This window comes from bacterium (assembly GCA_035559435.1).
Taxonomy (GTDB): Bacteria; Zixibacteria; MSB-5A5; order WJJR01; family WJJR01; genus JACQFV01.
Window position 1 is genome coordinate 1 of sequence record DATMBC010000020.1, and the last position, 25,923, is coordinate 25,923.

25 protein-coding genes are annotated in these 25,923 nt (G+C 64.6%); 1 reads left to right on the forward strand and 24 read right to left on the reverse strand.

All coding sequences use genetic code 11. The features are described 5' to 3' along the window. The 23 genes from VNN55_02235 to VNN55_02345 all read right to left on the reverse strand — a co-directional run. Positions 1–129, reverse strand: a 129-nt coding sequence (locus VNN55_02235) for a YebC/PmpR family DNA-binding transcriptional regulator (protein ID HWO56364.1), incomplete at its 3' end; no start/stop codon positions are given. A gap of 88 nt (positions 130–217) precedes the next feature. Beyond that, entirely contained in the window at positions 218–910 is a 693-nt protein-coding gene (locus VNN55_02240) for an outer membrane beta-barrel protein (GenBank protein ID HWO56365.1), read from the reverse strand. 170 nt (positions 911–1,080) lie between these two features. Then, positions 1,081–1,650, reverse strand: coding sequence for a hypothetical protein (locus tag VNN55_02245; GenBank protein HWO56366.1), 570 nt, complete (start codon positions 1,648–1,650; stop codon positions 1,081–1,083). A gap of 214 nt (positions 1,651–1,864) precedes the next feature. Beyond that, positions 1,865–2,686: a hypothetical protein gene (locus tag VNN55_02250; protein HWO56367.1), complete on the reverse strand. Its 822-nt coding sequence runs from the start codon at positions 2,684–2,686 to the stop codon at positions 1,865–1,867. A gap of 71 nt (positions 2,687–2,757) precedes the next feature. Then, positions 2,758–4,848 (reverse strand): elongation factor G, encoded by a 2,091-nt coding sequence (gene fusA, locus VNN55_02255; GenBank protein HWO56368.1) that lies wholly within the window; start codon positions 4,846–4,848, stop codon positions 2,758–2,760. 98 nt (positions 4,849–4,946) lie between these two features. Beyond that, complete coding sequence (locus VNN55_02260; protein HWO56369.1) at positions 4,947–5,885, reverse strand: YafY family protein; 939 nt, start codon at positions 5,883–5,885, stop codon at positions 4,947–4,949. Between the two features lie 18 nt (positions 5,886–5,903). Then, complete coding sequence (locus tag VNN55_02265) at positions 5,904–6,683, reverse strand: electron transfer flavoprotein subunit beta/FixA family protein (protein HWO56370.1); 780 nt, start codon at positions 6,681–6,683, stop codon at positions 5,904–5,906. Between the two features lie 653 nt (positions 6,684–7,336). Then, positions 7,337–8,098, reverse strand: coding sequence for a ribonuclease III (gene rnc, locus VNN55_02270; GenBank protein HWO56371.1), 762 nt, complete (start codon positions 8,096–8,098; stop codon positions 7,337–7,339). 202 nt (positions 8,099–8,300) lie between these two features. Next, positions 8,301–9,584 (reverse strand): beta-ketoacyl-ACP synthase II, encoded by a 1,284-nt coding sequence (fabF, locus tag VNN55_02275; GenBank protein HWO56372.1) that lies wholly within the window; start codon positions 9,582–9,584, stop codon positions 8,301–8,303. A 46-nt stretch (positions 9,585–9,630) separates the two neighbouring features. After that, positions 9,631–9,870 carry an acyl carrier protein gene (gene acpP, locus VNN55_02280; protein ID HWO56373.1) on the reverse strand — a complete coding sequence of 80 codons (240 nt, stop codon included), beginning with the start codon at positions 9,868–9,870 and terminating at the stop codon, positions 9,631–9,633. A 107-nt stretch (positions 9,871–9,977) separates the two neighbouring features. Continuing rightward, positions 9,978–10,739 carry a 3-oxoacyl-[acyl-carrier-protein] reductase gene (fabG, locus tag VNN55_02285; protein HWO56374.1) on the reverse strand — a complete coding sequence of 254 codons (762 nt, stop codon included), beginning with the start codon at positions 10,737–10,739 and terminating at the stop codon, positions 9,978–9,980. A 34-nt stretch (positions 10,740–10,773) separates the two neighbouring features. Next, complete coding sequence (gene fabD, locus VNN55_02290; protein HWO56375.1) at positions 10,774–11,709, reverse strand: ACP S-malonyltransferase; 936 nt, start codon at positions 11,707–11,709, stop codon at positions 10,774–10,776. 98 nt (positions 11,710–11,807) lie between these two features. After that, positions 11,808–12,806: a beta-ketoacyl-ACP synthase III gene (locus tag VNN55_02295; protein HWO56376.1), complete on the reverse strand. Its 999-nt coding sequence runs from the start codon at positions 12,804–12,806 to the stop codon at positions 11,808–11,810. A 12-nt stretch (positions 12,807–12,818) separates the two neighbouring features. Continuing rightward, a complete protein-coding gene (plsX, locus tag VNN55_02300; GenBank protein ID HWO56377.1) occupies positions 12,819–13,877 on the reverse strand; it encodes a phosphate acyltransferase PlsX in 1,059 nt (352 codons plus the stop codon). 57 nt (positions 13,878–13,934) lie between these two features. Continuing rightward, the gene (gene rpmF / locus VNN55_02305) at positions 13,935–14,117 is read right to left on the reverse strand and encodes a 50S ribosomal protein L32 (protein HWO56378.1); all 183 of its coding nucleotides are present in this window, start codon (positions 14,115–14,117) and stop codon (positions 13,935–13,937) included. A gap of 32 nt (positions 14,118–14,149) precedes the next feature. Continuing rightward, positions 14,150–14,707 (reverse strand): DUF177 domain-containing protein, encoded by a 558-nt coding sequence (locus VNN55_02310; GenBank protein ID HWO56379.1) that lies wholly within the window; start codon positions 14,705–14,707, stop codon positions 14,150–14,152. 107 nt (positions 14,708–14,814) lie between these two features. Beyond that, positions 14,815–15,831 (reverse strand): ferrochelatase, encoded by a 1,017-nt coding sequence (gene hemH, locus VNN55_02315; GenBank protein HWO56380.1) that lies wholly within the window; start codon positions 15,829–15,831, stop codon positions 14,815–14,817. Beyond that, entirely contained in the window at positions 15,828–16,523 is a 696-nt protein-coding gene (trmB, locus tag VNN55_02320; protein ID HWO56381.1) for a tRNA (guanosine(46)-N7)-methyltransferase TrmB, read from the reverse strand. The genes hemH and trmB overlap by 4 nt, the downstream gene beginning before the upstream one ends. Next, on the reverse strand, positions 16,524–17,198 hold the full coding sequence (locus VNN55_02325) for a DUF554 domain-containing protein (GenBank protein HWO56382.1): 675 nt from the start codon (positions 17,196–17,198) through the stop codon (positions 16,524–16,526). 7 nt (positions 17,199–17,205) lie between these two features. Next, positions 17,206–17,661 carry a hypothetical protein gene (locus VNN55_02330; protein ID HWO56383.1) on the reverse strand — a complete coding sequence of 152 codons (456 nt, stop codon included), beginning with the start codon at positions 17,659–17,661 and terminating at the stop codon, positions 17,206–17,208. After that, a complete protein-coding gene (locus VNN55_02335) occupies positions 17,658–19,061 on the reverse strand; it encodes a tryptophanase (GenBank protein HWO56384.1) in 1,404 nt (467 codons plus the stop codon). Before VNN55_02335 ends, VNN55_02330 begins: the two co-directional genes overlap by 4 nt. Before the next feature lie 28 nt (positions 19,062–19,089). Further along, on the reverse strand, positions 19,090–20,187 hold the full coding sequence (locus VNN55_02340) for an asparaginase (GenBank protein HWO56385.1): 1,098 nt from the start codon (positions 20,185–20,187) through the stop codon (positions 19,090–19,092). 149 nt (positions 20,188–20,336) lie between these two features. Continuing rightward, positions 20,337–21,686 (reverse strand): acetyl ornithine aminotransferase family protein, encoded by a 1,350-nt coding sequence (locus VNN55_02345; GenBank protein HWO56386.1) that lies wholly within the window; start codon positions 21,684–21,686, stop codon positions 20,337–20,339. A gap of 402 nt (positions 21,687–22,088) precedes the next feature. On the opposite strand from VNN55_02345, the gene VNN55_02350 reads away from it, so the two are divergent. Beyond that, complete coding sequence (locus tag VNN55_02350; protein HWO56387.1) at positions 22,089–22,790, forward strand: endonuclease V; 702 nt, start codon at positions 22,089–22,091, stop codon at positions 22,788–22,790. Between the two features lie 165 nt (positions 22,791–22,955). Here the strand turns inward: VNN55_02350 and VNN55_02355 are convergent, their stop codons facing one another. After that, entirely contained in the window at positions 22,956–25,811 is a 2,856-nt protein-coding gene (locus VNN55_02355) for a response regulator (GenBank protein HWO56388.1), read from the reverse strand. Positions 25,812–25,923: the final 112 nt, after the last annotated feature.

Sequence of the window (25,923 nt, forward strand, 5' to 3'; positions counted from 1 at the left end):
GGGGTCTCCCCCGCCGGCACGCGCCGCGACCGTGATTTCCTTGATCAGTTTGGTGAAAATGCGCCCGCGGGCGGCGTCGATCGCGCCCTTCTTGCGCTTAATGGTTGACCATTTGGAGTGACCCGACATAGCCCTTTATCTCCTGCGCAAATCGCCAGACAGACGCCAAAGATACGTCATCCGGCCGCGCCGGGCAAGGCCGCGGGAGCGGCGACGGTCACTCCGGTGTGACGCTGAAGATCAGGCCCGCCGACGCCGACAGGTAGCGCACGTTGCGTTCGGCGGTGAAGACATTGTTGAAGGTCGCCTCCAACGACAGCCGCACGGTTGGGGAGACACGCACCAGCACTCCGGGGCCGATGGACACGCCGAGATCGGTGAACGATTCCGAGCGGGCATAGTCGTTGGTGGTGCCGCTGCTGCGGAGCTGGCGAAATTCCGCCTTGAGCTTGCTGACATACAGCCCGGCGCCCCCCTGCAGGAACGGATTGATGCCGCGTTCCGGCTGGAGGAAGTAACGCGCCCGCGCGCCGAAGTGCACCGTGCGCCAGGTCAGCTCGGCCTCGTCGAGGCCCTCGTAAGGGGCCGAGTGGAAATCGAGGAAGTCCTGCAGGACCGACTCATCGAAGCTGCCGAAGTAGACTTTGAACTCGCCGCCGACCGAGAGACGGTCGGTGAGCATCCGGTCGATGGCGCCGGCCAGGCCGGGGCCGGGCTCGATGTCGGAGCCCACGTCGACATACGGGACATCGTCCATCACCGGCGACGGGTAATCGTCGGTGGGCAGGTAGAAGAGCCCATACGGCCCGAACATGATCTCGCCCTTCTTGACTTCGGCCTGCGCCACGGCGGCGCAGGCAGTGCCCGCAATCACCGCGACCAACAGAATGACCAGAAACTGTCTGTTCACCGGACCCTCCCCATCACAATCGTCGCTGCATCGCCCGCGCCGCGATCTGGCGCGTATCGCTTACTACCGACCAGCGGCGCAATTATTCGCCGGAATGCGGCCGCAATCCAGAAAAAGAAATGCCCGCCTCCGACCGGAGGCGGGCATTGGACTGCCAAGTTCAGGTGAAGTTACCAGATCCAGAACCGCAGCGACAGATTCGCAGTCGAGCCGATGTTGGTCGCGGACTCCTGCAGGACAATCTCGTCATCATCGGCGGCTTTGATTTCGCCAAAGGAAGTTATCGTCGGTCCCCAAGTGCCAACCAGGTCGACACCCTCGGCCAACGGCGCCGAGGCTCCGACGTAGACGCCAAACGAGAAGTTGGTCCAGCTGTCAATCTCATCGCTCAGGTCTCCGCCCGGCGACCAGAGGTCGATCATCGCCATCCCGCCAAAGACGGGCGTGATGCCGTCCATCTTCATTTGCTTCTCGACTCGAACGCCAGCGCGAATGTTCGTAATGCTAAGATCGAAATCCGCGGGCACCTCGTCCTCGTCGATATACGGAATGTCCGTCTCGCTCTTGTCGAAGCCGAGAATCGGCTCAATCACCAACCCGGAGGCCATCTTGATGGGCAACACCATGTTCGGAACGATCCCATTGCCCGACCAGACGACTCCAACACCCATCTCAGCATTGGCCGTCCCGGCCACGCTGAGTAGAGTCAGCGCGAATAGAGCGATTGCAAACTTCTTCATTTCCGACCCTCCCTTTGAAAGGTTGTTGACTTGCAATTGACTCCAAATCCACCCGACCCCCACCCGGGAGTCGGCGAGAGTAAATCACCGGGGCAGAATTCTGTCAAGAGTATAATTCTCAACCATTTAGAAAAATTTCCGCGGTCGATAAAAAGTGCGCGGCAGTCAAGTGATTGCCGCGCAATGTCTTGCGAGATACGATTTTGCGAGGTTTCTACCTTAGCATAAAAACCACGCCAAACCGCAATTCCCACCAGTTGGTGTTGGACTTGGCTTTGAGGCGATTCCCGTCAGGGTCTTCTTTAACCTCGGCTTGGGAGCCATCGGACAGGGAGAACAGATCGGTCCGGGCGGTCCCTTTGGCGTGGACAACCACGTATCGCGGCTCAAAAGATAAGGCCAGCCGCCGGGAGGCGGGTACCAGGACGCCGATGCCGCCGGCAATCGATGAGGTCATATCGACGGTGCTCTCCAGTTCTTCGGTGGGCGCCGGCAGACCGGAAAACTGCACCGGGGGATCATACGCGATCGTTCCCTTGGGACGCCCCACTCCGGCGGCCGCGAAGAGATACGGCTGCCAGTGTGAGTAGCCGCCGGGCAGAAAGAAGCGGCCCCAGGCCTGAAGGGTGTAGGCCGATGTGTTCCCCTCGCGTCCGCCGTTGCCGACCAGATCGAGATCGAAGCGGGCGTAGTTGTAACTGACCCCGACGCAGGCGAAGTCGCTGACAAAGTAGCCCAGATCAAGTCCGGCATCGAAGCCGGTCTTGTGCCCATCTTTCGGCGGGTTGGCCTCCTCGTCCTTTTCCCCGAACCGCCCGGTGGGAAAGGCCACGGCGCCACTGGGCCAGACCACCCAGGCGCGGGCATTGGACTCCGGTTGGGCCTGCGCGGGCACGGCCGGACAGACCACCAGCACGGTGAGCATCGCAATCGTCATCCCGGCGCAAGCGGTAATCCAGCCCCGGCTGTCTTGCTCCAGACGGCCGCCCTGGCGCGAATCATGGTCGATCCCAGTTTGCTTTGTCATAGCGCGCATCTCTCCCCTCCTGGCGCAAATGATAAGGGCCGGAGAATCCGGCCCCTACACAAATCGCGCTTCCGTCGTCATCAGGCCTCGGCGGCCTTCTTGGCGGCCTTCGCCTCCTCGATCACCTTTCCGGCCACTTCGCGCGGCACCTCCTCGTAGTGAGAGAATTTGCGCGCGTAGGTGCCGCGTCCCTGGGTGAGCGAACGCAAAGTGGTTGAGTATTTGTACAGTTCGGCCAACGGCGCCTGGGCGCGGATGCGCTGCCATTTGCCCAACGGTTCCATGCCGAGGATCTTGCCGCGCCGCGAGGACATATCGCCCATGACATCGCCGGTGTAGTCATCGGGCACGGTGATTTCGACTTCGTAGATGGGCTCAAGCATCACCGGATGGCACTTCAGGAATCCCTCCTTGAAGCCCATCATGCCGGCGATCTTGAAGGCCATGTCCGACGAATCGACATCGTGGTAGGATCCGTAGAAGACCGCCACACGGACATCGACAACCGGGTGGCCGGAGAGGCCGCCTTCCAGCATGGCCTCGACCACGCCCTTTTCCACCGAGGGGATGAACTTCGAGGGGATGACGCCGCCGGTGATCTCATCGACGAACTCGAATCCCTCGCCGCGCTTGAGCGGCTCCAGGCGCAGGAGCACGTGGCCATACTGGCCGCGTCCGCCGGTCTGCTTTTTGTGTTTGTATTCAACTTCGGCCTTGGTGGTGATGGTCTCGCGATACGGGATGCGCGGCTTTTCCAGCGTGACTTCGACCCCGAAGCGTTTCTTCAGTTTGCTCACCACAACGTCGAACTGCAGCTCGCCCTGGCCGTTGATGATGGTCTGATGGATGTCGGGCATCACCTTGTGCGAGAAGGTCGGATCCTCCTCGTGCAGCCGGGCCAGCGCCTGCCCGACTTTTTCCTCGTCGCCCTTGGAGGCGGCTTTGATGGCCATGTCGAGGATCGGTTCGGGGAAGGCGATCGGCGGCAGGACGATCTTCGCCTTGCGATCGCAGAGGGTGTCGCCGGTGTGGGTGTTTTTCAGTTTCACGATCGCGCCGATGTCGCCGGCGGTCAGCACGCCGATTTCGGCGCGGTTCTTGCCGTTGAGGACATAGATCTGCCCGATGCGTTCATCGTGGCCGCGGGTCGAGTTGTTGACATCGTCGCCATGCTTCAACTGGCCGGAATACACACGGACCAGCGAGAGATCGCCCAGATGGGCTTCGGAGACGGTCTTGAAGACCAGCGCCGAGAACGGCTCATCGGGAGAGCATTTGCGTTCGACGGTGGCATCGCCATGGTCGGGATCGGTCCCGGTGACCGGCGGACGCTGCGCCGGCGAGGGGCAATACTGGTCGATGAACTCCAGGAGCGGACGCACTCCGGCCGCGGTGATGGCCACGCCGCAGAGAATCGGGAAGACCTTCCCTTGCGCGATGCCCGAGGCCAGGCCATCATGGATTTCCTGCTCGGAGAGTTCGCCGGAGCCGAAGAACTTTTCCATCAGCTCATCCGAGGCCTCGGCGGCCGCCTCGGTGATCTTGCCGCGCCACTCGGCGACGGTCGCTTTCAACTCATCGGGGAACGGCATTTCCAAGGCCTCCCCCTTGGCGTCGAACTTGTAGGCCTTCTGGCGGATCAAATCGACAATGCCCTTGAAGCCGGCGGCCTCGCCGATGGGCCACTGCACGGGCACGGCGCGCACGCCATAGCGCTCGATTAAGGCATCGACGCACTTCTGGAAGCTGGCATGCTCCTTGTCCATTTTGTTGATGAAGAAAAGCCGCGGGAGCGTCGTTTCATCGAGCATCTGCATGGTGTGCTCGGCGCCGACTTCGACGCCGGAGGGGGCATTGAGCAGCACCACGACGGTGTCGACCACGCGCAGGGCGCCGACGACCTCGCCATGGAAGTCGGCGTAGCCGGGGGTGTCGACGATGTTGAACTTCTTGCCCTTCATGTCGATGTGCGCCAACGCCAGCGACAGCGACATCTTGCGGGCAATTTCCTCGTCGGAGTAGTCGGTGGTGGTGTTCCCTTCTTCGACGCGGCCCATCCGGCTGACGGCACCCATGGTGAAAAGCATCGCCTCGGCCAGGGAGGTCTTACCGGTGCCGCCGTGCGCGACGAGGCCGAGGTTGCGAATGTTGTCGGTGGTAAACTCCCTCACGTTTCTCTCCTTGGCTGGCCCCCAAATGGACAGAAAACCGAAGATATTTCTCCACTTAGGGGGAGTCAACCCCGCCTTGTCAGATTCGCGGCAAAGACTCAGACCGAGCGGTAGGCGGCCAGGATGCCGCGGGCGTGGCGCTTGACCCAACGCGCCAGCGAATCGGGAGCAAGGACTCGCGCCTCGCCGCCGAAGCCCAGCACCCAGCGGCCAAACTCCTCGATCGAGTTGACGGTGACCGAATAGATCAAAGTCCGCGGGTCCTTCTGCACGAATCGCTCGGAGGGGTGACGTCGCGCGCCGGCAACAATCCGCGCGGCATTGCCGGTCAGCCGCACGGTCGCCTCAAACGGGGCGCCGAGGTAGACTTCCCAACTGTCGCGGAAGAGCCGCTCGGCCGACAGGGCCGGGTCGCGGACAAAGGACTCCGCAGTGACCTTCAGGGAGCGGATGCGTCCGACGCGGAACAGACGGACCGCGTTCTTGCTATGGCACCAGCCGACCAGATAGAAGGCGCGTCCGCGAAAGACCAACAGGTACGGATCGACCCGCCGGGTGCTCAGGCCGGAGGTGATGGCGTCATACTTCATCTCCACCCGCTGCGAGGCGGCAATCGCCTGTTCGAGCGCGGTGAACAGGCGCGGGTCGGTGACCCGGTCCTGCGAGGTGCGCGGACGGACATGGAGAATGGGGCGGGCCGGCTTCGGCGATGCCTCCTGCCAGCTTTCGATTTTGGCCTGGATGCGCCGGAGCGTTGCCCGGTAGGCCGGGGTGTTGGCCAGAGGCCAGCTGTCCAGCGCCGACTGCAGGAGCGATTGCTCCTCGGGGGTAAACTGCGGCGGCGGCAGCGCCGCGGTCGGCAGCAGCCGGTAACCGCCGTCGAAGTAGATCGGGTAATTCGCGCTCGAGATGGTGTCGATGTCGCGGTAGATCGTGCGCGTGGTGACTTCGCACTCGCGCGCCAGTTCGGACACGGTGACCACGCGCCGTGTCTTCAGGAGCGAGAGGATGTGCAGCAGACGGTCGTGACGGGCCATGCGCGCACTCCGGGCGTCTCAGATCACCTTGGCCTCGCGCAGGCGCTGGAAGAGCGTCTCGGCCACCTGCGCCGGTTCCCCTTCGAGAAACTCACAGCCGGAGCGCGACGGCGGCGCATGCATCGCGACTACCCGGGTGGCGGAATTGGCGCCGACGGTGGAAGGATCGATGCCGATGTCGGCGGCTCCCCACTTCTCCACCGGCGCGCTTTTGGCCTTGATCTTGCCCTTCAGCGAGGGCAGACGCGGCTCGTTGATCTCCTTGACCACGCTGAGCACCGCCGGCAGCGCCAGTTGCACCCGGTCAAAACCGTCCTCGGTCATACGCAGGGCGGTGAGGGTCTTCCCTTCCAGTGTCTCGATCTTCTTGACGAAGAGCGCCTGCGGCCAGTCGAGGAATCCGGCGGCGGCGCCGGGGACGATCGAACGGTCGGTATCGACCGCGTTCTTGCCGAAGAGCACCAGATCGGCGTCGCCGATTTTGCGGATGCCGGCGGCGAGGATGCGGGCAATGGCGACTCCGTCGGAGCCGGCGAAGGCGGCATCGTGCAGGAGCACGGCACGGTCGGCGCCCAGCGCGATCGCGTCGCGCAACGCGTTGACCGCCGTCTCCTCGCCGCAACTGAGCACGGTCACCGTGCCGCCGTGTTTCTCCTTGAGACGGATCCCCTCCTCGACGGCGTATTCATCGAAGGGATTGATCGCCCCCGGCCCCGGCGGCAACACCACTCCACCCTTGCCATCCAGGGTCACCAGCGCAATCTCCGGAACCTGTTTAATGCAGACGACGATATGCATGTTCGATCTCTCCTGTCGCTCAGTCAGTCCAATACATGCCAAGTGTACTGTCATTTGTATCGATCATCAACAGGCTCGTAGCGCCCGACACATTCTGTGACAGATCGTCCACACACTACCGACGCACCACGCCGCCCCGGGAGGGCGAGCCTCCTGACGAGCCGCCGCAGCATGATTGCCTCGCTGCATCCATGTCTATTGCCTTCCCCTTGACGGATTCGCGAATCGGTGACCAACGCGCCCACTATCCACGACGGCTCGGCGGGAGCCTCGCCCTCCCTAAACGATTCCGTAAGATCTTCGCGCATGCGATTCGGGAGGGCGAGCGGCCGCAGCATGATTGCCTCGCTGCATCCATGTCTATTGCCTTCCCCTTGACAGATTCGCGAATTTGTAACCAACGCGCCCACTATCCACGACGGCTCGGCAGGAGCCTCGCCCTCCCTAAACGATTCCGTAAGATCTTCGCGCATGCGATTCGGGGGGACGAGCGGCCGCAGCACGATTGCCTCGCTGCATCCACGTCCGTTGCCTTCCCCTTGACGGATTCGCGAATCGGTGACCAACACTCCCTCCATCCATGGCGGCTCGGCGGGAGCCTCGCCCTCCACAAGATCGGCTTGTCGAGATTCGGTTCGCCGGCGTGGATGCTTTTACGTCGTCACCGACTCGCCGTTGACGTGGACGCCGAGGGTCTGCAGGGCCTCGCGGGCGGCCAGTTGTTCGGCGTCCTTTTTGTTGGAGCCGACGCCGCGTCCGGCAATCTGGCCGTGGGCATGCACGACCACGGTGAAGACCTTTTGGTGGTCGGGGCCGGACTCGTCGATGACCTCGTAGCGCGGCATGCCCAATCCGCGGCCCTGCAGGTACTCGAGCAGATCGCCCTTGTAGTTGACCTCCACCAGTTCGGGGGCATCCTCCGCCAACGGCACCAGGAGGATGCGCTCGACGACCGCCGCGGCGGCATCGAGGCCGCCGTCGAGGTAGATCGCGCCGAGCACCGACTCGAAGACATCAGACAGAATCGAGCCGCGGCGCCGTCCGCCGGCCTTGTCCTCCTCCGGCGACAGACGGATCCACTGGCCGATGCCCTCGCGCTTGGCCACCTGGGTCAGGGTCTTGAGATTGACCAGCGAGGCCTTGCGTTTGGTCAACTGCCCCTCGGTCTGCTCCGGATATTTCAGGAACAGGTGCTTGGCGACGATCAGCCCGAGGACCGAGTCGCCGAGGAACTCCAGACGCTCATAGGTCGGATGATCGGAGACCGAGTTGGCGTAGGAGCGGTGGGTGAGCGCCTCGCGCAGCAGATCGGTGTTGCGAAAACGGTACCCGAGGATGGTGTCGGGCAGATCGCCGCTCGCGGCGCGGGGCCGCCGCGCGAACAGCGACGTGATGCGGGAGAAAAAGTCCGCCATGGTCCGTCAACTCCCGGTTGCGGAAGTGGCGCGTGGCCACGCGCCGGGGCGGGACGGCATCGGTGCGGCGGGGAAGTCCTATCGGCAGCCCCTCCCGTCGGGGAGATGCGGATAGGGCTTTGGTCCTCGTGGACGCGGAATACCGGTCCCGTGTGCCTTGAGTGTTACGTCTGGCGACAAGCGATCGCGATACGGATCGTTGCTACCCTCCGTTGTGCCGATAGGCCCCGACGACCAGCGTGACGTTGTGGCCGCCGAAGCCGAACGAATTCGAAATCGCCACCTTGACCGGCCGTTGGACCGGCTTCAAGGGAGCATAGTTCAGATCGCATTTGGGATCCGGGGTCTCGAGATTGATGGTCGGGTGGATGGTCCCGGTTTCGATCGATTTGACGCAGGCGATCAGTTCGACGCCGCCGGCGGCCCCGAGCAGGTGGCCGATCATCGACTTGGTCGAGTTGCAGACAACCTCGCCGGCATGATCGCCGAGGACCGAGCGGATCGCCTCGGTCTCGCAGATGTCGCCCAGATCGGTGGCTGTGCCGTGCGTGTTGACGTAGTCGACCTGGTCGGGACGGATGTCGGCGTCGCGGAGCGCCGCCTTCATCGCGCGCGCCGCGCCTTCGCCGTGCGGCGACGGCGCGGTCAGGTGATAGGCATCACCCGACATGCCGGTGCCCAGCAGTTCGGCGAGGATGCGCGCGCCGCGGCGGGTGGCATGTTCGAGCGACTCCAAAACAAGAATCCCGGCGCCTTCGCCCATAACGAAACCGTCGCGGTCGGCGTCGAAGGGCCGCGAGGCGCGTTCGGGCTGGTCGTTGCGCGTCGACATGGCGCGCGCCGAGCAGAACCCGGCCAGCGCGACCGGGGTGATCGTCGCCTCGGCGCCGCCGGTGACCATCAGATCGGCGTCGCCGCGCTCGATTAAGTGCATCGCATCGCTGATCGCATGGCCGGCGGTGGCGCAGGCCGACACGGTCGCGTAATTGGGGCCCTTGAACCCGTAGCGCATCGACACCAGCCCGGAACTCATGTCGATAATCATCATCGGAATGAGAAACGGCGAGACGCGTCCCGGGCCCTGATTGAGCAGGGTCTGATGCTGCTTTTCGAAGGTGTCGATGCCGCCGATGCCGGAGCCGATCACCACGCCGCAACGGTCGCGGTCGAGTTTCTCCATCTCAAGGCCGGCCATCTTGACCGCCTCGTCGGCGGCACCCAGCGCGAACAGCAGCGCGCGGTCCAGCCGCCGGGCTTCCTTTTTGTCGGCGACGGTGTTTGGGTCGAAATTCTTCACCTCGCAGGCGATCTGCGTCGGATAGGGCGAGACATCGAAGGCGCTGATGCGCGCCGCTCCCGAGGTCCCGGCCAAAAGCGCATTCCAATAGGCATCGACGCCGATTCCGATCGGCGTGATCGCCCCCATGCCGGTGATGACCACCCGGTGGCGGGGCTGCGGCTTGCGATGGAAGGAGTTTTCTGTCATAGAGAAGCCGGCGGACGTGTTGCACCGTCACGCCGGCGCATCAGCGTCACTTGGGGGACTTGGCGTTGATATAATCGATGGCCGCCTGGACGGTCCCGATCTTCTGCGCTTCCTCGTCGGGAATCTCCAGCCCGAATTCCTCTTCCAGCGCCATCACCAGCTCCACGGTGTCCAGCGAATCGGCGCCCAGATCGTCGATGAAGGACGCTTTCGGGGTGACCTGCTCGGCGTTGACGCCAAGCTGCTCGACGATGATCTTCTTTACCCGTTCCTCAACGGACGACATTCAAGACCCTCCTGCTTATCGATACGTTCATTGCCATCCTGTTCACAACCCTTTGAACCATGGGAGTTAACCAAAATTGCGACGCCATCGCAACCACAATATCGGGGTCAGGACATCACCATGCCGCCGTCGATACGCAGGACCTGCCCGGTGATATACGACGCTTCTTCTCCGGCCAGGAAGGCGACCGCCCCGGCGACGTCCTCGGGAGCGCCGAAGCGTCCAAGCGGAATTCGCGACATGTACTGGGCGGCGATGTTTTCGGGAAGGGCGGCGGTCATCTCGGTGGCGATGAAGCCGGGGGCGATGGCGTTGACGGTGATGTTGCGCGGTGCCAGCTCGACCGCCAGCGCCTTGGTAAGCCCGATCAATCCGGCCTTCGATGAGATGTAATTCGCCTGGCCGGCGTTGCCCATGACCGCCACGATCGAACTGATGTTGATGATGCGTCCCCAGCGCGCCTTCATCATCGGACGAGCGCAACGGCGCGCCAGCGCAAAGGCCGACACGAGATTGACCTGCAGGATCGAGAGGAAATCCTCCTCCGACATGCGCACCGCCAGTCCATCGCGGGTGACGCCGGCGTTGTTGATAAGGATCTCGACCGGTCCGAGCGCGGCTTCGACTTCGGCCAGGATGCGGTCGGGAGCGTCGGCGGCGCGCAAGTCGGCGGTGACGGTGGCGGCGGCCGCGCCCAGCGCGGCCAGATGACCGGCCTGGCGCTTCAGCGCCTCCTCGTCGCGTCCGCAAATGGCGATTTTGTGTCCGGCGACGGCCAGACGTCGGGCGATGGCCGCGCCGATTCCCTTGGCGCCGCCGGTGACCAGCGCGACGCGGGCGACCGGAGTGGATTGCGCGGATGTTGTCATGGGCACCTGATCCGTGGTGAGGTGATCAATCCGTTTACGCCGTCACCGGCGTGGCGGCCCAGTTCTCCAAATCGGCGGCGGTGTCCAGCGAGACCAATTGCGCCGATTCGAGCACCGACTTGGCCAAGCCGAGCAACACTTTCTTCGGACCGACTTCGATTAAGGTGGCGACACCGTCTTTCTGCATCCGCTGCAACGTCGGATACCAGAGCACCGGGGCGGTCAACTGCTCGATCAGTTTGGCCTTGATCACGGCGGCGTCGGTGGTCGGCTCGGCGGTCACATTGAGGAGGACCGGGCGGGCGGCGTTCTTGAAAGTCAGACGGTCGAGCACCGGCGCCAGTTGCGTCGGCGAGGGCAGCATCAGCGGCGAATGAAAGGCGCCGCCGACGGCCAGCGGGATGACGCGCTTGGCGCCGTGCTCGGAGGCGAATTTGGCGGCGGCATCGACGCCTTCCTTCGAGCCGGAGATGACGATTTGTTTTTCGCCGTTGAAGTTGGCGGCAACGACCACGCCGCTTGTCTGGGCGTGACGGCACACCTCGACCACTTTGTCCCAACTCATGCCGAGAATGGCGGCCATGGTGCCGGGATGGGCCTCGCAGGCCTGCTGCATGAAGCGGGCGCGTTCGCGCACCGCGATCAGGCCGTCCTCGAACGAGAGCACGCCGCAGGCGACCAGGGCCGAATACTCGCCGAGCGAGTGTCCGGCGGCCATGTCGAACGTCAGGCCGCGCTCGCAGGCCAGCGCATGCATGATGCACGAGTGAATGAAGATCGCCGGCTGCGTGTTGACGGTCTGCACCAGTTCATCGGCGGGGCCTTCGAAGGACAGCGAGGCGATGTCCCAGCCGAGCGCTTCGTTGGCGCGCTGGTACATCCGCCGCGCGGTCGGGTAGGTATCGGACAGGTCGCGTCCCATGCCAACATACTGGGAGGCCTGTCCGGGAAAGAGGAGGGCGGTTTTCATCATGTGGTCTCGTGTGCCCGATCGGGCGCCGGGGCCCGTGTTGAGAATGTGGGAGGTGCAGGATGGGCCGGGTCCCGGCGCCCGCCCATGGACGTTCATCAGAGACGGTAGAGCGCCGCGCCCCAGACCAACCCGCCGCCGAAGGCCACCGACAGCACCAGCGAGCCGGGGCCGATCAATCCGGCGCGACGGGCCTCGTCGAGCGCGATCGGCACCGAGGCCGAAGATGTGTTGCCGAGACGTTCGATATTGCGGTAGACCCGCTCCGGCGCAACCCCGAGGCGCTTGGTCAGCGCCTCGATGATGCGGGCGTTGGCCTGGTGCGGGATCACCATGTCGATATCCCTGGGTTCCACTTTGGCATCGGCCAGCACCCGGTCGCAGGCGTCTTCCATTTCACGCACGGCGAGCTTGAAGACCTCACGGCCATCCATCTGGATGTAGCGCAGCGGATCGTTGACGGACGCGGGGGTGAGCGGCGAGCGGCTCCCGCCGATCGGGATGTGCAACAGTTCGCGATACTGCCCGTCGCCCGACAGAAACGTGGAGAGAATCCCGCGTCCCTCCTCGCCCGGACGGCTGGCGCTGACGACCGCTGCGCCGGCGCCGTCGCCGAAGAGGACGCAGGTGTTGCGATCCTTGTAATTGGTGATCGAGGAGAGATGTTCGGCGCCGATGACCAGCACGTTGCGGCTGACGCCGGTCAGGATGAACGCGCGCGCCACGGTCAGTCCATAGATGAAGCCGGCGCAGGCGGCGACCACATCCATGACCGCGGCGCGTCCGGCGCCCAGTTTCTCCTGCACCACGGTGGCGGTGGCCGGTAGCGGGTAATCGGGAGTTACGGTGCCGACGATGATGCCGTCGATGTCGGCGGGAGTGAGGCCCGCGTCGGCGATCGCGGCGCGTCCGGCGACGGTGGCCATGTCGGAACAGGTGCGCACGTCGCCGGCGCCGTTGAGCACGCGCCGTTCGCGGATGCCGGTGCGCTCCACGATCCACTCGTCGGAAGTGTCGACGATCTTTTCGAAATCCTGGTTGGTCAGAACCTTGGCCGGCGTGTAGTGTCCGGTCCCGCGAATGATGGCGCTCGTCATGATCCGCCCCCGTCAGGCCTGGTGAGCCGTGACGCCGTTGGGCGCCGGCTTGTACGACGCCAGCGCGTCGATGATGTGCTGGTTGACATGATGCTCGGCGCCGTTGGCGGCCGACCAGATGGCGTTCTTGATCGCCTTGGCGCTGGAGGAGCCATGGCAGATCACAACCAGCCCGTTGAGGCCAAGCAGCGGCGCGCCGCCGTACTCGGCATAGTCGAAGGTCCGGCGCATGCGCCGCAAAAACGGCCCCATCAGAATCGCGCCGGCGTGGGAGAAATAGTTCCGCTTGATCTGCCGGCGCACGGCGTTGGTGAGAAATCCCTGCAGCGACTCGGCGAATTTGAGGAGGATGTTGCCGACGAAGCCGTCGCAGACGACGACATCGGCCTTGCCGGAGAGGATGTCGCGTCCCTCGATGTTGCCGATGAATTTGAAATCGAAGCCCGATTCGGCCAGGAGCTTGTGGGTGGCCACGGTCAATTCGGTGCCCTTGCTGGGTTCCTCGCCGATGGACAAAAGGCCGACCCGCGGCAGCGTCTTGCTGTAGGCCGCCTGCATGTAGCAGGCCCCCATGATGGCAAACTCGACCAAATGCTGCGGCTTGCACATCGAGTTGGCGCCCACATCGAGGATGAGCGTGCTCTCCTGCTGGGTCGGGAAGACGGTGGCGATGGCCGGGCGCGAGACGCCGCCAAGCCGTCCGAGATCGGCCAGCCCCGCCGCCATCACCGCGCCGGTGTTGCCGGTGGAGACGAAGGCGTCGCCGCGGCCGTCCTTGAGCAACCGCAGGCCGATGCGGATCGAGGTGTCCTTGCGCTTGAGCGAGTCGGTCGGGGATTCATCCATGCGCACGAAGTCGGGCGCGTCGACGACGTCGATACATTCCGATTTGTGGTGCAGGCGCTGGCGGATGTGGTGGTGGAGCGAAGCGTCGATCTGCTCTTTGTCGCCGACGATCGTCACGCGCAACGGCATGGGAGATTCGACGATGGCATCGACCGCGCCGTCCACACAGACGGAGGGGCCGTGGTCGCCCCCCATGGCATCGAGCAATATGGTCCGCACCGACATCGGGATGACTTTCCGCGCGCGGCGCTTGCGCGCGCCGCGTCCGCTGACAGGCCGCCGTTACGACGTTTTCGGCGGGATCACTTCCTGGCCATCATAGAATCCGCACTGCGGGCAGACATGATGCGGGCGGCGCAGGGTGGCGCACTGCGGACAGGGCGACAACGTCGGCGTCTGCAACTTCCAATGCGTGCGGCGCTTGGCGCCCCGCGTGTGTGAGTGACGTCTCTTGGGCAGCGGCATGGTGCGAAAACACTCCTTCGTTTGCTTTTACACTACGTCCCGGTCGAGCGACGCCCGCGTTTCGGCGGACGCTGTTGCGCTTGCTGAATCAGATCACCCAGCTGCGCCAGCGCGCCGCCGGACTTGCGATCAGTACAGACGCAGGACTCCAGATTGAGATTTCGTCCGCATCCCGGGCAGAGCCCCTGGCAATCCTCGCGGCAGAGCGGATTGTCCGGCACCGCCAGAAGGATCAACTGCCGCACCACTTCTCCCAGATCCCAGACCGGCTCGGTCGCCGGAATCAGGAAGAAATCGTCGTCGCCGGTGTCGGCGGCCACCTCGGCGGGCGGCACAATCCGAACCACGGCGCGAAAGGCCTCATCGACCGGAATATCGAACTCTTCCAGGCAACGGACGCAGGTGGCCCGGGCGACGGTCCTGGCCTGCCCGGCCACCACCACCTGCTCTTCGGCCTTCTGGACTGTGGCCCAAACGGCCACAGGACCGGGAAAGATGCAGGTATCCGACGCCAAATGCAACTCGTTTGCCGTGGCGGCAAACTCGCGCGTCTGATCCCCATCCGGCCAGTTGAAAAAGTCTAACTTCATGTGCGCCAACCAATCCACTTGCGCGGGAATGTCAAGCCAATTCTCCCCGACCGCTGCGTTGATGCTCTGTGGAACGCCACCCGACCGCGGAAGTTCCGTCGGCGCCATCATGCACGGCACCAGTTCGCCAGGACCTCGATCCAGCGTGGATGGTCATTCAGGCAGGGCACCAGCACATACTCGGCGCCGCCATGGCTGAGGAACTCCTCTTTCCCTTCCTGGCCGATCTCTTCAAGAGTCTCGAGGCAATCGGCAACGAAACTGGGGCAGAGCACAACCAGGCGCCGGACACCGGATGCGGCCAGCCGCTTGAGCGTTTCATCGGTGTAGGGCCGCAACCAGGGGTCGCGTCCGAGGCGCGATTGGAAAGCGATGGAGTGCTTCTCCCTGGGAATGCCGGCGCGCGCTGTGAACGCCTCGGTGGTGGCATAGACCTGATGGCGGTAACAGGTCTTGTGCGCCTCCGATGGTACCTGGCAGCAATCGGGCGAAGCGAGGCAGTGCGAATGGGTCGGATCGGATTTGCGCAGATGCCGTTCGGGCAGGCCATGGTAACTGAACAGCACATGGTCGTACCCCGCGGAGAGATGCGACTCCGCCGAGGCGACCAGCGCATCGATGTAGTCGTCGTCCTTGTAGAAGGGCGGCTTGGTGATCAGTCGCACCCCGGGCGCCATTTTGGCCAGCGTCTTTTCCACCGCCACGACGACGGTCTCGTATGTCGACATGGCATAGTGCGGGTACATTGGGATCAGCAGGATTTCGGTTAACCCTCTCCCCTGTCCGAGCAGTTCGGCGACCGCGGCATCGATGGAGGGCCTGCCATAGCTCATCCCCAGCGCCAGCGGCATCCGGACGCGCTCGCGCAGGAGTTTTTCGACCTTCCGCGAGATCACGATCAACGGCGAGCCCTCGGGCGTCCAGATCGACGCATACGCGGCCGCCGAGCGTTTGGGACGGGTCGGGAGGATGAACAGCCCGACCACCAGCCGGCGGATGATCCAGGGCGAGTCGATCACGCGCGGATCCATCAGGAACTGATTGAGATAGCGACGCACATCGGGGACCGACGGCGAATCGGGCGAGCCGAGGTTGACCAGCAGGATGCCGCGTTGTGAACTCATGAGCGCTCCGGTGCCGCGCCTGAGGGCACACGTTCGAGGCAGAGTGAATGAATGCCGTAGCCGAGCGCGCTTTGGCGTTCGGCAAAAAGCGAGAGGGTCTTGCCGTCCTGCCCGCGCACCGGGCCCCAGGGCCAGCGATCGTCCACGATGCGGAATTCGGAAATGCCGACGACTTGACGCGCCACCCACTCGACATACTCGGCGACATCGCTTTTGAGATACATATGTCCGCCCGGGGTCAGGACACGCGCCAGTTCCCGCAGGAAGTCCGGCTGCAGCAGTCGGTGGAACGCATGCCGGCGTTTCGGCCAGGGGTCGGGAAAGAGCACCACCACCGCGGGGAACGATCGATCGGGCAGATGGCGCGGGATCACCAGCCGGGCATCGCCGCAGATCAGCAGCACATTGCACAACTCGCGGCGCTCAATCCGGCGAATCAGGCGCAGGTGCCGTTTGCGGCCAATCTCGATGGCGACAAAGCGGCGTTCGGGATGCGCCGCGGCCTCGGCCAAGAGAAAATCGCCGCGACCCGGGCCGATTTCCAGCAAGTCGCCGGTGACGGTCGCCGGAAGCGCGGGATAGAACTCGAAAGGCTTGCGCTCACGGTGCGCGGTCGGGAATTGCCGCTGCAGCGCGAGATCGGGAACGGTGCCGAAGGTGCGCGGCGGCGGAATCGGCGTGTCGGCGTCCATCTACACGAATACGACAAGCAGGGCCACAATGACGAGGGCGGGCAGCAGATTGGCAACCTTGATATCCTTGATTTCCAGCATGCGGATCGCCAGCGCCATGATCAACAGCCCGCCCACGCCGGTCAGCTGATCCAACGCCGCCGGTTCGGTCAGAACGGCCAGCGAACGGCCCAACAGCGACAGTCCTCCCTGCACGATCAGTACGGTCAGCGCGGCGAACAGGACTCCGATTCCCATGGTGGCCGCCAGCGCCAGCGACGCGAATCCATCCATGATCGCCTTGGTGATGAGGATCGTGGCATCGCCTGAGAGGCCATCCTGAATCGAGCCCACCACCGTCATCGGGCCGACGCAGAAAAGCAGCGAGGCGGTGACAAAGCCGCGCACAAACTGCCCGCCCCCGACCCTCACCCGCGCCTGCAGCCAGACGGCGAACCGCTCCAGTTGTCTTTCGATGTCGATCAGTTCGCCGAGAACGGCGCCGAGCACGATCGAGGTGATGATGATGAGGGGACGTGTGCCGCGGATCACCATCGAGACCCCGATGCCGAGCGTCATCAAGGCCAGTCCGGTGAAGACGATCTTTCGCAGCCGCTCGGGCAGACGGTCGCCGATCAACATCCCGGCCAGGGAGCCGGCCAGAACGGTGGCGGTGTTGATCCAGGTGCCCAGCATGCGGAAGTTATTGCGCCTGGTTGGTCGAGTCGCGCAGGTGACGGACCCGGTCGGCGAGGGCCTTGAAGCGGGCCATGCGCTGTTCGACGCCGGCGCTGTCGCCGCGCAGATCATCCCAGGTCACCCCCTGCGTGTGCAGGTCGGTGAGCATCAGCACCAGGAACTTGGCGCGCACATCATTCAGCGGGATGGTGTCCAACGACGCTTCCGCGTCGGCGATCAGGGAATCGGTGAGCGCATAGGCGCGCACGGTGTCGCCGGTGTCGTACTTGAGGCGCGATTGCCCCATGGCATCGACGAAATGCCGCGACCACGCATAGTGCTCCGAGCCCACCGGCATGCCAACAATCGCCTCGACCGACGCGGTGTCGGCCTCCACGCCCTGCTTCTGGTACTTGTCCGGCGATCCGCAGGCAACCAGGCCCACCAATGCCGCTCCGACGATCCCCAACCGGCGACTCATGCGACGGCTCCCGCGAGCGTGTCGGCGGTGATCTCCCGCAGACGCGCGGTGAAGTGCCGCAGGTGCGGCACCTGATACTCGATCACCATGCCGCGCGCGCGGGCGCGGTTGCGGTGGATGGCGGCAAAAGTCTCGGCTACATGTTTCAGATGCGAGACGGTGTAAACCCGGCGCGGCACCGCCAGACGGACCAGTTCAAACGGGGGCGTATAGGGCTTGCCGGTCTCGGGATCGACGCCGCCGAACATGAGCGAGCCGATCTCAACGGTGCGCACTCCCCCCTCGCGGTAGAAGTCGACGGCGAGTTGCTGACCCGGAAAGGCCTCGGGCGGAATCTGCGGATAGAGCGCGCCGGCATCGATGAAGACCGCATGGCCGCCGACCGGCTGGACCACACGCGCCCCGGCCGCCTGCAGCGCCTCGCCCAGCCACTGCACCTGTCCGATCCGGTAGCCGAGGTAGTCGGGGTCGGTCACTTCCTCCAACCCCAGCGCCATCGCTTCGATGTCGCGTCCGGCCAGTCCGCCATAGGTGGGAAACCCTTCGACCACAACCATCAATTCCTTCAGGTGCTGCACGAGGACCTTGTCGCGGAAGGCGAAGAAGCCACCGATCGACACCAGCCCGTCCTTCTTGGCCGAAACCAGACAGCCATCGGCCAGATCGAACATCCTGCGGGCGATCTCACGCACGGTCAGCCCCGCCATCGCCGGCTCACGCTGCTGCAGAAACCAGGCGTTTTCGGCGAACCGGGCGGCGTCGTAGAACATCGGCACGCCGTATTTGTTGCAGACGGCGCGCGCGGCGCGGGCGTTGTCGAAACTGAGCGGGTGCCCGCCGACGGTGTTGTTGGTGATGGTCAGGATGCAGCACTTGACCCGTCCCTTGTGACGCGCCAGCGCCTCCTCCAGCCCGGCGAGGTCGATGTTGCCCTTGAAGGGGAAGGGATCATCGACATCGGCGCAATGCGGATCGGGCAGATCGATCGGGATGCCGCCCTTTTCCATCACATTGGCGCGCGTGGTGTCGAAGTGCGAGTTGGCGACGACATAGTCGCCGCGTGTCAGGAGCGCCGAGAACAACAAGTGTTCGGCGGCGCGTCCCTGGTGGGTGGGAATCACATAGGGGTAGCCGGTCAGTTCGCGCACGGTCTGTTCGAGGTGCAGGAAGTTGCGCGAGCCCGCGTACGATTCATCGCCGCGCAGGATCCCGGCCCACTGCCGGTCGGACATGGCGCCGGTGCCGGAGTCGGTCAACAGATCGATGTAGACATCCTCGGCGCGCAGGTTGAACAAATTGAAGCCCGCGTCGCGCAGGGCGGCCTCGCGCTCGGCGCGTTCCAACAGACGGATCGGCTCAATGGCTTTGATCCGGAAGGGTTCGATCGGATGCTCGTGCATCGGGGGTCCGTCCTTTCCTCGCCGTGCGCTACAGCCACTCCACCCGGGCGACGCAACGGGCGGCGCCGACCTCCAGGCCGCGCAGGTTCTTCAACCGCGGCGCGCCGACCGATTCCAACCGGGCGCGGGCGGCATCGTCAAGCACACCCAGTTGATCTAGCAACGACACCATGAGCGGCGGCAGGCCGCGTCCGGCGCCATCGCCGATCTTGATCACCACGCCCCAACCCTTCGACGGGATGCCGACGCCCTGAATCGCCTCGGCGCCGGACTTGGCGAAGATGGCGCGATCCAGCGCGTTGGAGAGCGTGAGATCGAAGCGTCCGGTGCCCGAGACCATCTCGGGATGGGCCATCATCGCGCGCGCGATCGTGGCGGCGGCGCGATCGGTGGCATCCAACTCGGACTCGGGCCGCGCCACGGCGCGGGCATAACGGGCAAACCCGGTGGCCAGCGCCGCCAGCGGCATGGCATAATTGGGGGCCGAGCAACCATCAATCCCCCAGGCCGCGCGCGCCACATCGCATCCGGTCGCGGCCGTGATCGCTTCACGGATCGCGACCTGGACCGGATGGCCATAGTCGAGATAGCCGGCCAGCGGCGCATCGAGCAGACGCGCCAGCGCCAGCATCGTGCTGTGCTTGCCGGAGCAATTGTTGTGGATGGCGGAGAACTCGCTTCTAGGCGGGATGCCGCCCTCGTCGGCTTTCAGGTGAAGCGGAATGTGCACGCCGCAATGCAGATCGGCGATGCCTGCGCCGATGGCATCGAGGATTTCCTGCGCCGTCTGAATGTGCTGCGGTTCGCCCGAGTGGGAGGCGCAGCCCAGCGCCAGATGGCGCGCGGCCAGCCCGAAGCGTTCGGGATAGCCGCGCAACACCGCCGCCAGCGCCTGAAAGGGCTTCAACGATGAGCGGGTGAGCGTGACCCGCTGCGGATCGCCGATGCGCGCGAGGACCCGTCCGCTGTGGTCGACCACCGCGGCGGCGGCGTGGTGGATGCTCTCCACCGATCCGCCGCGGGTGAACTCAACGGCCGGCACCAGTCCGGCGGACGGGGGATGCGACTCGGTCATGGTCCGATTCTGCGGCGCGTGCGGCTGATTCCTGGTCAAAGACGTCGTCATCGGGCCTCCTCACGGCGCGGGTTAATATAGTCATTACGCCCCCGGCGACACAGAAACCTGACAAGACCCGTGGGCGCTGTCAAAATCGCCGGCGCGCACAGCAACAGGGGCGGGTGGCCCCGCCCCTGCGCGGCTTACGGTCCGACGGATCAGCCGATCTTGTGCTTGCGCTCGGCTTCGCCGATCACGTCATCGAGAATCTCGATGGCGACCTGGCACTGCTCGCGGGTGATGACCAACGGCGGCACCAGACGGATGCCGTTGGGGCCGCAGGTGAGCAGCATCATCCCCTTGCGGCAGGCCATCTGTTCGACATCGGCGGCGACTTCCTTTGCCGGGACCTTGGTGACTTTGTCGCGGACGAATTCGATGCCGATCATCAGGCCGATGCCGCGGACATCGCCCATCGACGGGTGCTTCGCCTGCAACTTTTTCAGTTCGGTCATCAGGAACTCGCCCTGGACACGGGCGTTGTCGATCAGGCCGCCTTCGAGCAGGTCGAGGGTGGCATGGGCGGCGGCGCAGGCGATCGGATTGCCGCCGAAGGTGGTCGAGTGCGCGCCCGGCGGCCAGTCCATGACGTCGGCGGGCGCGACGCAGGCGCCCAACGGCACCCCCGAGGCGATCGCCTTGGCGATGGTGATGATGTCGGGCACGACGTTGAAATGCTGAATGGCGAACATCTTGCCGGTCTTGCCCATCCCCGACTGCACCTCATCGACCATCAGCATGATGCTGTACTTTTTGGCCAGCGCATGCAGCGCCTGGAAATAATCGGGCGGCGGGACGATGTATCCGCCTTCACCCTGGATCGGCTCCACCACAATGGCGGCGACGTCATCAGCGGGCGCGACGCGGGCGAAGATCTGTTCCTCGATGAAACTGACGCAGGCCAGTTTGCAGTCGGGATACTTGAGGTTGAACGGGCAGCGGTAGCAGTAGGCGTACGGGACATGCGTCACCTCGGGCAAAAGCGGCGAGAACCGTTCGCGCTGGGCGATCTTCGAGCAGGTGAGCGAGAGCGCGCCCATCGAGCGGCCGTGGAAGGCGCCGATGAAGGCGATCATGCGCGGGCGGCGGCGTTTGTAGCGCGCCAGTTTCAGCCCACACTCGACCGACTCGGTGCCGGAGTTGGTGAAGAACACGCGCTTGGGCTTATCGCCCGGGGCGTGCTTGCCGATCCGTTCCGCCAGCGAGCCGACCAGCTCATGGTAGAAATCGGCGCTGGAAAAGTGCACCGACTTGCGCGCCTGCGCGACGATGGCCTCCACCACCTTTGGGTGGGTGTTGCCGGTCGAGCAGACGCCGATGCCGGAGTGGAAATCGAGATACTTGTTGCCGTCGACATCCCAGATCCAGGCGCCTTCGGCGCGGTCGAGCACCACCGGGTAGGCGCGGGTGTACGACGGCGAGACAAACTTCTCGTCGTACTCAATCAGCGCCTTGCTCTTCGGGCCCGGCAGCGGAGTCTTGACAGACGGGCGATCCATGACAGTCATATGCGGTCTCCTCGAAGGGTCCGCATCCGGTGCGGCCTTCGTCGTTGAGAGTTAACGGTGACAAGGGACGGACACGCCGTCAGGAGGCGGCTCAGGTGGCGCCGAAGAGATAGATGCGATGCAGCAGACCGCGCGTCTTGCGGTGAAACAGGGCGCGGGCCATCAGAAGCGTTTGGAGAGCCGAAATGGGCACGATCATCTCCCGCCGGCCGCGTGGCCGGACCGTCGCCTAAAATACAGCCCTTTTGGTCTCAAAGTAAGGACGATCGCAATCGGTTTTGACAATCCGGGGCCGAAAAACTAAGATATTGCCGTCCCGACGCTTACCAGCGACGCCTCCGAGCGCAGGGCAGCGCGGCCGACACATTGCCAAAAGCGCGGACCTTTTTCACACTGGCAACCATGACACGACGCGCGGAACTGCACTCGCTTCTGAATCACCCTTGGAATGTGCCGGTCAAACGGGCGGCGATCATCCAGTCGCGCCTCTCCGAGCACGTGCGTCTGACACCGCTGACCTCCGCGCTGCAGACCGTAGCCGGGATCGACTATGCCCGCGACGGCAATCACATGTTCCTGGCAGTGGTGGTGATGGATGTGGTGGCCTGGAAGGTGATCGAGATTCAGTACGCCGAGGGGATCACGTCGTTTCCGGACATGCCCGGCTACCTGGGGTTTCGTCTGGGGCCGTTCATCCTGCAGGCGGTGAGGAGTCTCTATCATCCGGCGCAACTGTACTTCATCAATGGATCGGGGGTTTGCCATCCGCGGATGTGCGGGATCGCCAGCCACATTGGACTGCGGATCAACCGTCCGACGATCGGCTGCACCAACGAACGGATGCACGGGCACTTTGATCCTCCCGGCCCCAACGCCGGACAGTACTCGACTGTGCGTTTCTCGCCGCAGGCGCCGGCGGTGGTCCTGCGCACCCGTGACAATCTCAAGCCGGTCTTTGTCTCGCCCGGTCATCTGATCGACCTGATTGGCGCGATCGAGCAGACGATGCGGGTCTGTCGCGGGTTCCGTGTCCCGGAACCCCTGCGCCGCGCGCACATCGAAGCCGGCAAATTCATGCGCCAACGCCTGGCATCGCCAAAGTGAGCGGCCCCCGATCAGCCTTCGGGAGGGCGACGCTTTGCGGAGCCTGCTCTTGATCGCGACCGGAGAAAGAGCAGGCTCGGCCCCTACGGGCCTCGGCCTCCACAAAAGAACGGGGCGGATCACCGATCCGCCCCGTCAAAGATGTCGCGTGGCGCCATTCCCTGGCTACTCGTCGCCGGTCTCGTCGAACTCGCTGACCGAGACATGCTGAGAAAACTCGTCGTCGGTCAACGCCAGCAGGCATTCGTGCAGTTGTTCAATCGCAAACGGCTTGACCAGGACCGCATCGACCGGCTCGGCCATCTCGCGCGCCCCCGCGTCGGCCATCATGATGACCGGCATCTCGGCGCGGTGCGACTTGATCCACTGCACCAGCGCGAAGCCCTCCTCCTGCGGCAGCTCGGCGCTGATCAGGACGGCGTCGTAGTGGCCGCCGATGTAGCGGGCGTATCCTTCCTGCGCCGCGGCCGCCACGGTCGCTTCATGCCCCAGACTGGCGAGCATGCCGGTGACCACATCCTGCATTTCCGGCTGATCCTCCACCACCAGGACGGACAGTGTGCCGGGAACGGGCTCGGCGACTTCCTCCTCATCGTCCGCCATCGGCTCGGGGGCGGCGACGGGGGCCGTCACCCCGAGCGTGATCTGCATGCCGACACGGTCATCGCCGTCATAGAGCCAGCGGGCGACGTTGCCTTCCACGGGAATCTCTTCGCCGTCGGCCTCGGCCTCTTCGAAGCCGGCGGAGAGGCGGGTCATCTGGACCACGGTCCCCGATTCGCGCGAGAGGGTCTTGATGGCAAATCCCATCGACTCAGCGATGATCCGTCCCCGGCAGGTGCGGCGGGCCTCATCGAGGCGTTCGCCGAGCCAGAGGGTGTCGACCGTCGGGGTGTCATGCGCGGAGAGTTCGAGATGCCACTCGTCCTGATCCTGCTGCGCCACCCACTCGAGCAACGCGGTGTGCAGTTCGCGCTGGTGGGGCTTTGAGCCATTGTCCTGGACCGGGGCGGGGAGCGCAGCGGCTTCGGCCTGCGCGGCTTCCTCCTCGGGCGAGAACCCGGCGGGGGGCGCCATCAGCGCCTCTTCCAGCATCGCCACCTGATCCTGCAGGGAAGAGAGCCGTTCCTCGTACTCATCGCGGATGCGTTCGGCTTCGTTGTGGGCGCGCGCCAACGCCATCCCCTGTTCGAAGCGGGTGTTTTCCAGTTCGAGTTTCAGGTCCAGGAGCAGTTGTTCGCCGGCGTCATGGGTGGCCTCCCATTCTTCCCGGGCGCGGGCGTGGGCGTCGCGCTCGGCCTCCAGCAATTGCACATAGCGCGATTCGGTTTGACGCAATTCCTGCCGCAGGTTGTCGCGTTCAGCGTCAAAGTGCGCCTGCTGGTCGGCCAGCGTCAGCCGCATCGACTGGATTTCCTGCTTGAGCACGCGCTGCTCATCGACGGCGGCGCGGCGTTCCTCGTCGGCCCGCGCTCGCAATTCGCTCATCTGCCGGTTATGCTCCTGCTCGATGGCGGCAATCTGCGTTTCCAGTTCGCCGATGCGCGCCTGGAGCGTTTCGGCCTCGCGCCGCCGCTCGACGGCCAGTGTCTGCCGCTCGCGCGCCATCTGCGCCTCGGCCGCTTCGAGCTTGCGGGCGTGTGTGCCGCGTTCTTCCTCGCGCGCGCGCTGTTCGGCCTCCAGCTCACGGGAGAGCGTGTGGACACTGGCTTCCAGCGCGCGAATCTGCGCGATCGCCTGATCGTGGCGGATCCGTTCGGCGGACAGCTGCTGCTGGTGTTCGTCGGCCATGCGCCGCTTTTCCTCGTCGGTGGCGCGGCGCAGTTCTTCCAGACGGGCGACTATGACATCGACCTCATGGCGCGCGGTCTGCCGGGCCTCCTGCGCGGCGGCGCGGGCGGCGTCGAGCTGCGCGCCCAGATCACGACGCAAAACGGCGACTTCCTGCGCGTGGGACGCGGCCGCGGCCGCGGCGGCGGATTCCAGACGCGCGATGTCTTCGGCGGCTTTGCGACGCGCTTCGTCGAGCTCCATCGTCAGACGCCCGGTGCGGGAGTTCAGCTCGGTCTCCCAGGCGCGGCGCTCGTCGGCCATTCGCCGGTCGGCGGCGCGCACCTGCTCGCGCACCGCGTCCAGTTCGCGTTCCTGCGCCGCCTTCTGCGCTTCGAGTTGCTGCGCGGCCGATTCCAGTTGACGTTGGAGCCGTCCCTCGGCAATCACCGCGGCGACATAGTCGGCGGCGGCATGCAGACGGCGCGCGCGGTCATCATCGAAACGCGATTCCGACGAGTCGGCGAGGATGATGATGCCCAGCAGGCGCTTTTCGGATGAACCGGGAGTCCCGGTGACCAGCGGCAACCCGAGCACCGACTGGATGCCTTCGGCTTCCCATTCGGGGAAAAACAGACGGATCTCTTCGGCACGGGAGAAGACATGCGCTTTGTGCAAGCGCGCCAGACGGTCGAAGCCTGTGCCGGTGCCGCGCACGGTCTCGACCTGGCGGCGGAAGTTCTGGCTCATGTTCGCAGCGCCGGTCAGAATCCATTCACGGCCAGTCGGATTGTAGAGCCAGAGTCCGCCGGTGGTGACGCCAGCGGCACGGACCATTTCCTTCAAGGCGAACTCTAAGACTTCAAGGAAAGTGTATGGGCCGCTGACGACTTCGCGCAAGGTATCGTACAAATCGAAACCGGCGCGAATCTCCTCCAACCGCCGGCGCTCCTCGGCCAGGTCGCGCAGACGCTCCATCGAACCGGACACCACCAGTCCGAGCCCGCCGGCAAGCAACACACCGGAAATGATCGGAAGCGCCACGCCCAACCCGGGATTGGCGGTGGCGGTCGCCAGCCATCCCCCGATGGCCCAGCCAATCGAACCGGCCAGCGCAATGCCGAGGCCAGTGTAGACCTTGCGCCAACCGAGGAAGCCCAGGGACCAGTGCCTTTCATGCGAGCGGAAAGCGTAGACGAGTAAAACAACGCAGGCGAGGGCCAGAAAAAGGCCCGGGAGAAAAGCGACCATCGCGCACCCCTAAGAAGTAAGAAAGCTCAACGTTCTCTTGGTGGGTACCTGCCCCCAAGGACATCGACAACGGAACCCGAAGTAATCTCAGATGTTAGTTGTGTCAAGGGAA